The sequence below is a fragment of the Peptoniphilus gorbachii genome (assembly GCF_016908115.1).
Taxonomy (GTDB): domain Bacteria; phylum Bacillota; class Clostridia; order Tissierellales; family Peptoniphilaceae; genus Peptoniphilus_A; species Peptoniphilus_A gorbachii.
The window spans coordinates 24,672-35,288 of sequence record NZ_JAFBDH010000012.1 but is presented as its reverse complement, the minus strand read 5'-3'; the positions used below and the strand labels follow the sequence as shown (position 1 = coordinate 35,288).

Sequence of the window (10,617 nt, the reverse complement as noted above, 5' to 3'; positions counted from 1 at the left end):
ATGCGAAAGTAACTGTAGGTGATGACGGTTCAGTAACTGTAACAGATAAAGATGGCAAAGAACTTGGTAAATTAAAACCAGAAGAAACTGTTAAGAAAGCAGCAGTAGTAGCTCCAGCAACACCAGTTTCAGTAAAAGATCCATCTAAGTTAACAGAAGACGAAAAGAAAGATGTAGAAAAAGCTGTTAGAGAAGCAAACAAAGATCTACCAGCAGATGCGAAAGTAACTGTAGGTGATGACGGTTCAGTAACTGTAACAGATAAAGATGGCAAAGAACTTGGTAAATTAAAACCAGAAGAAACTGTTAAGGAAGCTTTAAAAGCTCCAACAACACCAGTTGAAGTAAAAGATCCATCTAACTTAACTGATGAAGAAAAAGGTAAAGTAGAAGAAGCAGTTAAGAAAGCAAATCCAGATTTACCAAAAGATGCAACAGTCGAAGTAGGTAAAGACGGAACAGTAACTGTAAAAGATAAAGATGGTAACGTAATTGGAACAATTCCAGCAAAAGAAACTGTTAAGGAAGCTCTAAAAGCTCCAGAAAAACCAGTTGAAGTAAAAGATCCATCTAACTTAACTGATGAAGAAAAAGGTAAAGTAGAAGAAGCAGTTAAGAAAGCAAATCCAGATTTACCAAAAGATGCAACAGTCGAAGTAGGTAAAGACGGAACAGTAACTGTAAAAGATAAAGATGGCAAAGAAATTGGTAAATTAACACCAGATAAGGCAGTTAAGAAAGCAAATACACCAGCAGATAAAAATACTACTGTTGATGATTCTAAGAAGAAACCAGTAGAACCTACAGACGATGCTCAAGGAACAGGCGTAGTTGTTAATAATCCTGACAAAGTTACAAGTATAACTGCAAAAGATGAAGACGGTAAATATATACCAGTAACTATCAATCCAAATACTGGAGAAATAATTGTTACTCCAGGTGCTGATGTTGATGGACCTATTGTAGTAACTATTAAAGATCCTAGTCTATCAGGTGGTAAGACTACAATCATTATTGACGTTCTTGGACACTCTATGTTAAGAGATGACAATGGAAATGGTTATATTGGAGAAAATGGATATAATCCAGATAATGATTACCATATCTTCCCAGGTGGAATAGTTGAACATGATTATACTCCAACTCATCCAGTTAAAACTGTTGTCCCTGAAAAGACAATAGCTGTAACTCCAGTTCATGACACTTTATGGTATGTATTCCACATCAATGAATACGAATATGAAGTTGTAAGAAATGGCGTTGTTACTAAACGTTTAATGGATGTAACTCCAGTTCTTAGAAATAACAGAACTATGCTTCCACTTAGATATGTTGCAGAAGCAATTGGAGCAGATGTTAAATGGGATGCAAAAACTAGAACAGCTACATTTACTAAAGATGGTTTAACAGCATCAATCCAAGTTGATGGAAATGAAATTGTTCTTTCTAACGGAAAGACTATAAAGATGGATTCTAAACCACTTATGTTAAATAACAGAGTTTTAGTATCTGTAGTTAACGTAGCTAATGTATTTGGTTTAACTAATGGAAATACTCTTGACGGATCTGACCAAGACATTGAATGGCAACAAGAAGATAAGAGTGCTACAATTTATATTAGAAGATAAGTTGTAAAATAAAGAAAAGACCGAGCAATCGGTCTTTTTTTTTTTACATATTTTATTTTTAAAAGGAGGAAACTCATGTGTGAAAAATTTGAACTTATGATTAAAACAAAAGAAGATATAGAAATATTTAGAGAATTCTTTTCAAAATATTTTGAAAAACATAAAGAAAAGGGTTGTTTAAAACAAGGTTTAACAACATTGATCCCATTGTTTTTATCAATTTATTTATTTATTTATTATAACTCTTTCTGGTTTAGGGAAAAATAGAGTCGGAATTTTTAGTGGAAGTTTTGAGAGAGTAATTTGTTTAGTTTTATTTTTATATATTATAATATTATTTTTATTATTGACAGCAACAACTTTTGGAGCAGGAAATGATAAGATTTTGGATAGGTTTTTAAAAGTTTTATTTATTGTTATATTATTTGCAAATTTTGTTCAAATAAACTATAATCCAATGAAAAATGATAAATTATTTGTATTTGGAGTAATATCAACAGCTATAAATTTACTTGTAATATTTTTCTCATGGGCATTTATGTTAACTCATAATATTTTTGAATGTTACAATTATACGGTATCTGTTTTTTTTGATATTAGTTCCTAAATTCATATCAGATTGTATTACTTGTATAATTACTGAAGTATATATAAAATCTTTAAATGATGGTTATAATAATGAAAATGATGAAATAAATGAAAAAACTGGTGAAAATATAGTAAAAAATATCTTAAGAATATAAGATTAAGGGCACAATTATTAATGTTAATTTTAATGTTTTTTTCTGTAGTTTTGTTTCCAACCGAAAATAAAGAACTAAATTCAAGCTTTATTAATGTTGTTTCATGCATAAGTTTAGCTATGATGTCTTTTGATAAAAGAAAAGAATGGAATTTTGATGATCTTAAAAATTACTAATTTTATTAATATGTAGATTCTACTAAAAAATAATTTAAAAAAGAAAATATAAGCTCTAAATTTAATAAATATAATTTACGTTTTATTTCAAATGCAAAAGCAAACGCAAAATTTTACGTTTGTTTTTGCGTTTGCTTTTGATATAATTAATTCAGGAGGAGTTATGAGAGAAACACGCAATTTAGAGTTTAAGGAAAAAATTTCGGATTCTTTTTTAAAGACAGTTGTTGCCTTTGCCAATTACGATGGTGGCGAAGTTTTATTCGGCGTCGATGATAATGGCAAGTCTGTGGGTTTAACTAATTTAAAATCTGATGCCATTGCTATTGAGAATAAGATAAATGATTCTATTACACCTCAAATAGATTTTGAGATAGAAGTAGATTGCAAGAAAAAGATTATTAAACTTACAATCAGTCCTGGTATCGAAAAGCCTTATTTTTATAAGTCAAAATCTTACAAGAGAAATGATTCTTCAACTGTTGAAATTGATAGTTTGGAACTCAAAAGATTAATTATGGAAGGTCAAAATAAATCTTATGATTCTCTGTCTTCTAAAAAAGAAAACAACAGCTTTGTTTATCTTGAAAAGAAATTTAAAGAAATTGTAGGTATTGAAAAAATAAACAGTGATATTTTAAAGACTTTGGAATTAGTTGATAAAAATAATTTTTTAACTAATGCAGGTTCTTTATTTGCAGATAACAATGAAGATAACTTGATTGACATTGTGAGGTTTGGGGAAAGTCAAAATACTATTTTGAGTCGCTTGCAACTGAAGAATATTTCGATCCTTGAAGCTTTTGACATAAGCATTGATAAGTATAGAGAATATTATCAATTTGAAAATATTAAAGGTTCTTATCGTGAAAAAGTTGACTTAATTCCTGAGAAAGCTTTTAGAGAAGCTATCGCCAACGCCTTAGTTCATAGGGATTGGATGGCAAATTCTTATATTCAAGTTTCTATGGAAAAAGAATTTATAACTATTGTTTCTCCTGGTGGTTTGCCAACTGGTATAAGCGAGGAGGAGTATCTCAATGGACAAATTTCTGTTATGAGAAATCCTATTATTGGCAATATATTTTTCAGATTGAACATTATTGAAAGTTTTGGAACTGGAATCAAGAGAATCAAAGAAGCTTATAAAGATTCTGCGAAAAATCCTACTTTTAAAATCTTTGATAATTCTATTGAGGTTAGATTGCCTCTTATTTTAGGTGTGGAAAATTTAAGCCAAGATGAGACAAGGGTTTATAAGGCATTGGAGTATAAATCTCTTGCTAGTTCTGTGATTGCAAATGACACTGGTTTTGGAAAGAATAAAGTTTTAAATTTGTTAAATGATTTGATGGATAAGGGTTATGTCATAAAAAGTGGAAAGGGAAGAGGAACAAAGTATTCTTTGAAATAAGATCAGACTATAAAGTTTATTTGATTATTTTATAAAAAATGGTACTATATATGAATGAGGACGCCGTTAATACCCATAGGGTACAAGAAGCGGTCGCCTTAGTGTTATTTATATAAACCACCTAAGCCGATATAGGTGGTTCACACATTTTAACTACTTTTTATTTTACCACCTGTAAAGCCGATACAGGTGATATTTTTTTATTGTTCTAATTCTTTTTTTATTATTTTTCTCATTAGTTCCACTTGGTTTTTGTAGAGGTGGTTTTTGTAGTAGAGGATTTGGATTTGAGCTGGGCTTTTTATTTTACTTGGGTTTGTAAGATGCAAGCCCAAGTCTTTTTTCCTTACATAGTAGCAAGAGTTTTTCTGGTCATAAAGCCCATCCTCTGTATTTATTTTTAAAGAAAATTTTTTATCTTCTTCTTTATTTTTTACTGATTCATAATTTTTTGCTGATTCAGAATTATTTTCTGATTGGTAATTTTTCGAAGATTCGTAATTTTTTAGAGATTGGTAAAGATTTTCTGATTCGCAAATTTTTTCTTCTCCCTTATTTTTTTCTTCTTTGCCAAATTTTTCTTCTTCCTCAAGTCCACTTATCTCAATTGTGTATAATTCATTGTTGGAGAAATAGTCGGATCTGTAATTTGTGATTCCAGATATTTCTAGCTTGTTATCCAAAAGTTTTATGTCTCTTATAAAAAATATGAAGTCTAAAATTTTTAGGATGAGATTTTTTTCTAGTTCTTTTTTTATTTTTCGATCAAGTATTATTAGATTTTCAAGGCTCATAAAATTATAAGCTAAAATTTTTTCTAGTGCAGACTCATCGCCCTCTAGGTATTTTTTAAAGAGGGTTTTTATTTTTATGCCCTGGTATTCTTTTTGGTCTTTTAAATAATCTTTCCCAATAAAATTTTCTAATAGTGCCTTATTTGAGTGGGATTCTAAATTAAATATGAAGTTATATTTTTTTGTAACTTCTTGCAAATCTATAAGATGAAGATCAAAATCTCTATTAAAATAAAATTTTACTTTTTCTCTTATAAAGGGAAGGTCAAAGGACTTGCCAGAGTAAGTTACAAATTTTTTTCCGTAAACTAAAGGTAAAACTTCTTCTAACAATTTTTCTTCCTCTTTTAAATTTTCTAGGTAAAAAGTTTTTAGGACATCTCTATTTTTTTCTGCAAGGCTTATTGCAATAATTGAATCTCTATCTTTTGAAAGTCCGGATGTTTCTATTTTTAAATAATTTTCATAAGGTCTTTTTATTTTTCTTTCAAATTTTTTCATCTTATCACCACTTCAAGTATACCATTAAAAAATTTTAGAAAATAAAAATTTTATCTATAATCTCATTGAAAATTAGAATAGAAGGGAAAATCGTGTTATAGTATAATGTATTAGAAAGAATTTATGATAGAAGGAAGATTTATGATTTATTTAGATAATTGTGCGACTACAAAACCTGATCCGGAAGTTGTTCATGCCATGATGAAGGCACTAACAGATGATTTTGCCAACCCTTCATCTCTTCACAGCTTTGGCTTAAAGGTTGAAAAGGAAATTGAAGCTGCAAGAAAAAATGTTGCTAGTCTTATTGGTGCTCAGGCTGATGAAATTTATTTTACATCTGGTGGAACTGAAAGCAACAACATTGCAGTTCACGGTGCTATTTTAAAAAACAAGAGAAAGGGCAAGAAAATTATTACATCTGCCATTGAACACGCATCTATTGATGATCAATTTAAGCACTACAAAGAACTTGGCTACGATGTTTGTTATTTAGACGTAGACGAAACTGGTGCTGTTGATATAGAAAAGTTTAAAGAGGAAGTAAATGATGATACTATTTTAATTTCTCTAATTTATGTTCACAATGAGCTTGGCACTGTAAATAAGGTTAAAGAGCTTTTTGAAATTGCCAAGGCAAAAAACAAAAATATTCTCTGTCATGTTGACGGAGTTCAAGCTGTTGGAAAAATTCCTGTAAATGTAAAAGATTTAGGCTGCGATACTCTTTCTTTTTCTTCCCACAAAATTTATGGACCAAAGGGCATGGGTGCCCTCTATAAAAGACGTGACTTAAACATAGAAAGTCTTGTAATTGGTGGAGGTCAAGAAAAGGGTCTAAGATCTGGTACAGAAAATGTTCCTGGTATACTTGGTTTTGGTAAGGCTTGTGAACTTACAAAAAGAGATCTAGAAAAAAGACTTAGCCATGCAAAAGAAATTAAGGCCTATCTTTTAAAAAAATTAGAAGAAAATTTAGAGGACTACAAAATAAATACTCCAGAAAATTCTACAGATTTTATTGTGTCCCTTTCAATTTTAGACATTAGGGCAGAAGTTCTTCTTCATTATTTAGAAGGGGATGAAATTTATATTTCCACTGCATCTGCCTGCACATCTAATGGCACGCACAAGTCTACGACTTTAAAGGCAATTGGTCTATCAGATAAATACTCTGAAGGCACAATAAGAATTTGTATTTCAAAGGATACCACAAAAGAGGACATAGATATTTTTGTTGAAAAGCTTTTAAAGTATGTAAATGAAATAAGAAAGATAATGAGATAGGTGATAGAATGAAAAAAGTTATGGCACTCTCACTTGGAGAGCTTGTCCTAAAGGGTAAAAATAGATATAAATTTGTTAATAAACTTATTTCCACTATAAAGAGAAATTTGAGAAATCTTGACCATGGCAAAATTTATCAAAATATGGGCAAGGTCTATGTTGAACTTGTTACAGATAATGAAGAAAAGATGATAAATAGGCTAAAACACGTCTTTGGCATTGTCTACATTGCGCCATGCTATGTTGTGGAAACTGATAAGGAAAAAATTGAAGAAGCTGTAATAAAAATTGTAGATGAAACTTTAAAGAAAAATCCATCTTATAAAACTTTTAAGGTAAAAACCAATAGGGGCGACAAATCTTTTCCACTTAATTCTATGGAAATTTCTGCAAAAATTGGCGGCGTAATTTTAAAAAACTTTGACATAAAAGTTGATGTCCATAATCCTGACTTTTTTGTTTATTGTGATTTGAAAAAGGATACCTATATTTATGTAGATAAGATTAAAGCTCACGGTGGACTTCCATCTGGAACAAATGGCAGGGGACTACTTCTTCTTTCAGGAGGTATTGATTCTCCAGTAGCAGGATTTTTAATGGCAAAAAGAGGCGTCCTTGTAGACTGCTTGCATTTCCATTCCTATCCTTTTACATCTGAAAGAGGAGAAGAAAAGGTCAAAAAACTTGCAGAGGATATTTCAAGTTTTTCTGGCGAACTCACTTTTTATTCTGTAAATATTTTGGATATTCAAAAGGAAATAAATATAAATTGTCCTGAAGATGAGATGACTATTATTTCTCGTAGATTTATGATGAGAATTGCAGATAAAATTGCAAGAGAAAATGGATACGACTGCATTATCACTGGCGAAAACCTTGGTCAAGTTGCTTCACAAACTATTGACGGTTTGAAGGTTACTAATGATATTACAGATAAATTGGTCTTTAGACCACTTATTGGCATGGATAAGGTAAATATTATTGATATAGCCAAGGACATTGATACTTATGAGACATCAATTCTTCCTTTCGAAGATTGCTGCACAGTGTTCTTGCCAAAACATCCACTTTTGACACCAAATGTTGAAGGAATAGAAAAGTCTGAAGAGCCACTTGACTGTGACAAGCTTGTTGATGAAGCTTTAAGTAAAATGGAAATCACAAAAATAGGAGGAGACTATGAAGAATAAAAACAAAGGTGCTGTTGGGATTATTGCAATAATTGCTATAGTAGTTGTGCTTGCAATTTTCTTCGGCGGACAATGGAACAATCTAGTTAAGCTAGATGAAGATGTTAATGGTGCTTGGGCACAAGTCCAAAACCAAGTTAAAAGACGTGCAGATTTAATTCCTAATATTGTAGAAACAGTAAAGGGTTATGCTTCTCACGAAAAGGATACTTTCACTGAAATTACTAAGGCTCGTGCTGGTATTTCTGAAGCAAAGACACCTAAGGAACTAGCTGAAGCCAATGATAATTTGACAGAAGCAATTGGCAGACTTAATGTAGTTGTTGAAAATTATCCAGAATTAAAGGCAAATCAAAATTTCTTAGACCTACAAGCACAACTTGAAGGCACAGAAAATAGAATTGCAACTGAAAGAATGAGATATAACGATACAGTTAAACTTTACAATCAAAAAGTTAGAAGATTTCCAACAAATCTTATTGCAAAAATTTTAGGATTTGGACCAAGAGATTATTTTGAAGTTTCAGAAAAGGACAATCAAGTACCAGAAGTTAAGTTTTAGGTGATTAAAATGAAAAAATTGTTAGCTACAATTTTATTTGTATTCACCCTAGTCTTTAATGTTTATGCCTTTGACAAAAGTGAAATGTCTTACAATGTCTATGACGAAACAAATACTTTAAGCCAGGAGTCAATTGATTATCTCAACAAGACCACTTATGATTTAAAAAAGAAAACTGGTGGAGAAATTGCCGTTGTTATAGTCAAGGATTTGGAAGGCTATTCACTAGAAGAGTATGGCACAAAGATTTTTAATGACATAAAAATTGGCGACAAGGATAAGGACAATGGTGTTCTCATGCTTGTGGCACTTTTAGATGAAAACAATAGATATGTAAGAATCGAGACTGGTTATGGCTCTGAAGGTTTTATACCCGATGCCTATGCCTCAAGAATTATAAGGGCAATGGGAAAAGTCGTATCAGAAAATGAAAATGACAGACCTTTTGAAAAAGCAGTCCTTGAAGGTTATGCTCAGTTAATAAAATTATATGAAGGGGAATATGATGTGGATATTGTGGCAAGAGAGCCACAAGAAGAAATTGATTATTCATCTGATGAAGGTGAAGGTAATCTATTTATATCAATTTTTCCTATATTGAGAATAATTTTAATTCTTTTTATAATTTCACTTATTTTTAGAAATAAAAATGATGGTGGCGGAAGAGGATCTGGCGGCAGAAGAAGACGAAGACCTGTAATTTTCTGGGGACCAGGAAGCTTCGGCGGTGGATACGGTGGCTTTGGCGGCTCTGGAGGTTTTGGAAGCTCTGGTGGCTTCGGTGGCGGAGGCTTTGGCGGCTTCGGCGGCGGAGGTTCTTCTGGTGGCGGTGGCGCCAGTGGAGGAATCTAATTAAAGCTAAAGATTAGAGAGAAAACTCCAATTAAAATAATTTGATGGAGAAAATATATTAAAAGAGAATGCCTACCCATGACATTTATAAAGTTATGGGAGGCTTCTTTTTTTGTAAATTTTATAAAATCAAAGAGGAAGTAACCCATGTAAAATAAAAATATCCATGGAATAATTGGAAAATAATCTCCAGAAGAAAAATTTTCGCCTGGTAAACCTAAGAAGAATAAATTTAAAGAGTATAGAGACTTAGGAACAAGAATTTTCCCAAAGAAAATACTTCCGTAATAAATATTTTTTAAGCTGACAAATAAAATCGTATTAATAATAAGTCCAAGCCTTGGATTTATTTTTTTTATGTAATTTTCTAATAGCATGTGAATTAATGTTGCAGCAGCAAAAAAATGAATTACCCCAAAATAAATTGCATCTTCTCTTGAAAAAATATAGGATCCCACAGTGATTAAAAGAGAAAGTCCCGTTAAAATCAAAAACTTTTTCTTAAAATTATTTGAAAAATGTGTTGAGTAACCTGAAATCAAAATAAAGGAAATGCAAATGTATTGTTGGTAGTAGTAAAAGTCGTGATTAAAATTAAAGCCGTAAAAATTTTCAAGATCAAAAAGACCGTGAAAAATTATCATATTTATAATAGTAAAGCCACGCAAAAAATCTATGGCATTGTATCTTTTTTTTGTAGTATCCATTTTACACCTCTGGAAAAATTATAACACAAATAATTATTGAACAAGGAAAATGAAATTTAAAAGGAAAAAATTTAAGAAAAATTTTAGTAAATTATATTTAACAAAAAATTTACTTTATTAAATAAGCCAAAGCTATTGACATTAATATATTTAACAATTATACTCTAATGAGTTTAATAATTTAAGTAATTTGTTTAATATTTTAGGTGATGCAATGGATATTGGAAATAAAATAAGAGATATGAGAATTGAAAAAGGCCTTACTCAAGAGGAATTGGCTGATAGGTCAGAACTTACAAAGGGCTTTATTTCACAAATCGAAAGGGACTTGACATCGCCTTCTGTTGATTCTCTTTTAGATATTTTAGAGGCTCTCGGGACAGATCCTTCTCATTTTTTTAAAAAAGAAGAAAATGAAAAAATCACTTTTAAAGATGAGGATTTTTTTGAAAGTGAAAATGAAGAACTTGGCTATGTTCTTGATTGGGTTGTGCCCAATGCACAAAAAAATGAAATGGAGCCTATGCGAATAAAAATAAGTCCTGGTGGAAAATCAAAAGAGCTTCAACCCTACGAGGGGGAAGAGTTTGGCTATGTCATAAGAGGCAGCGTAACTCTAATTTATGGAAATAAAGAGTATAAAGTTAAAAAGGGAGAAAGTTTTTATTTTAAAGCAAACTCCTCCCACTACTTAAAAAATGAAGGAAAGTTTGAAACTGAGATTTTGTGGATTTCATCTCCACCAAATTTTTAGGCGGTGAAT

The 10,617-nt window shown here is 31.0% G+C and carries 10 protein-coding genes; 8 read left to right on the top strand and 2 right to left on the bottom strand.

Annotated elements, in window-relative coordinates:
• The 3 genes from JOD41_RS08555 to JOD41_RS08545 form a co-directional block, all read left to right on the top strand.
• Positions 1–1,628: stalk domain-containing protein (locus JOD41_RS08555; RefSeq protein ID WP_239541179.1), on the top strand; the 1,628-nt coding region annotated here is incomplete at its 5' end.
• A 75-nt stretch (positions 1,629–1,703) separates the two neighbouring features.
• Positions 1,704–1,895: a hypothetical protein gene (locus tag JOD41_RS08550; RefSeq protein WP_205052466.1), complete on the top strand. Its 192-nt coding sequence runs from the start codon at positions 1,704–1,706 to the stop codon at positions 1,893–1,895.
• Positions 1,896–2,710: 815 nt separating this feature from the next.
• Entirely contained in the window at positions 2,711–3,961 is a 1,251-nt protein-coding gene (locus tag JOD41_RS08545) for an RNA-binding domain-containing protein (RefSeq protein WP_205052465.1), read from the top strand.
• 200 nt (positions 3,962–4,161) lie between these two features.
• Here JOD41_RS08545 and JOD41_RS08540 read toward each other — a convergent pair whose 3' ends face one another.
• Positions 4,162–5,256 carry a ribonuclease H-like domain-containing protein gene (locus JOD41_RS08540; RefSeq protein WP_205052464.1) on the bottom strand — a complete coding sequence of 365 codons (1,095 nt, stop codon included), beginning with the start codon at positions 5,254–5,256 and terminating at the stop codon, positions 4,162–4,164.
• A 141-nt stretch (positions 5,257–5,397) separates the two neighbouring features.
• Between JOD41_RS08540 and JOD41_RS08535 the strand changes: the two genes are divergently transcribed.
• Genes JOD41_RS08535 through JOD41_RS08520 form a run of 4 tightly spaced genes read left to right on the top strand, consistent with a single transcriptional unit; the run spans position 5,398 to position 9,147 of the window.
• Positions 5,398–6,543: a cysteine desulfurase family protein gene (locus JOD41_RS08535; RefSeq protein WP_205052463.1), complete on the top strand. Its 1,146-nt coding sequence runs from the start codon at positions 5,398–5,400 to the stop codon at positions 6,541–6,543.
• Positions 6,544–6,551: 8 nt separating this feature from the next.
• Complete coding sequence (gene thiI / locus JOD41_RS08530) at positions 6,552–7,733, top strand: tRNA uracil 4-sulfurtransferase ThiI (RefSeq protein ID WP_156699875.1); 1,182 nt, start codon at positions 6,552–6,554, stop codon at positions 7,731–7,733.
• Positions 7,723–8,295: a LemA family protein gene (locus tag JOD41_RS08525; protein WP_205052462.1), complete on the top strand. Its 573-nt coding sequence runs from the start codon at positions 7,723–7,725 to the stop codon at positions 8,293–8,295. Before thiI ends, JOD41_RS08525 begins: the two co-directional genes overlap by 11 nt.
• 9 nt (positions 8,296–8,304) lie before the next feature.
• Positions 8,305–9,147: a TPM domain-containing protein gene (locus JOD41_RS08520; protein WP_205052461.1), complete on the top strand. Its 843-nt coding sequence runs from the start codon at positions 8,305–8,307 to the stop codon at positions 9,145–9,147.
• On the opposite strand, the gene JOD41_RS08515 is transcribed toward JOD41_RS08520, so the two are convergent.
• Entirely contained in the window at positions 9,144–9,854 is a 711-nt protein-coding gene (locus JOD41_RS08515; RefSeq protein WP_205052460.1) for a heparan-alpha-glucosaminide N-acetyltransferase, read from the bottom strand. The two genes, JOD41_RS08520 and JOD41_RS08515, sit on opposite strands and share 4 nt — an antisense overlap.
• Before the next feature lie 214 nt (positions 9,855–10,068).
• On the opposite strand from JOD41_RS08515, the gene JOD41_RS08510 reads away from it, so the two are divergent.
• On the top strand, positions 10,069–10,608 hold the full coding sequence (locus JOD41_RS08510; RefSeq protein ID WP_205052459.1) for a helix-turn-helix domain-containing protein: 540 nt from the start codon (positions 10,069–10,071) through the stop codon (positions 10,606–10,608).
• Positions 10,609–10,617: the final 9 nt, after the last annotated feature.

Excerpts from the sequence above, each read along its gene's own strand:
- JOD41_RS08550 (WP_205052466.1), top strand. The coding sequence starts at position 1,704 with ATGTGTGAAAAATTTGAACTTATGATTAAAACAAAAGAAGATATAGAA.
- JOD41_RS08545 (WP_205052465.1), top strand. The coding sequence starts at position 2,711 with ATGAGAGAAACACGCAATTTAGAGTTTAAGGAAAAAATTTCGGATTCT.
- JOD41_RS08540 (WP_205052464.1), bottom strand. The coding sequence starts at position 5,256 with ATGAAAAAATTTGAAAGAAAAATAAAAAGACCTTATGAAAATTATTTA.
- JOD41_RS08535 (WP_205052463.1), top strand. The coding sequence starts at position 5,398 with ATGATTTATTTAGATAATTGTGCGACTACAAAACCTGATCCGGAAGTT.
- thiI (WP_156699875.1), top strand. The coding sequence starts at position 6,552 with ATGAAAAAAGTTATGGCACTCTCACTTGGAGAGCTTGTCCTAAAGGGT.
- JOD41_RS08525 (WP_205052462.1), top strand. The coding sequence starts at position 7,723 with ATGAAGAATAAAAACAAAGGTGCTGTTGGGATTATTGCAATAATTGCT.
- JOD41_RS08520 (WP_205052461.1), top strand. The coding sequence starts at position 8,305 with ATGAAAAAATTGTTAGCTACAATTTTATTTGTATTCACCCTAGTCTTT.
- JOD41_RS08515 (WP_205052460.1), bottom strand. The coding sequence starts at position 9,854 with ATGGATACTACAAAAAAAAGATACAATGCCATAGATTTTTTGCGTGGC.
- JOD41_RS08510 (WP_205052459.1), top strand. The coding sequence starts at position 10,069 with ATGGATATTGGAAATAAAATAAGAGATATGAGAATTGAAAAAGGCCTT.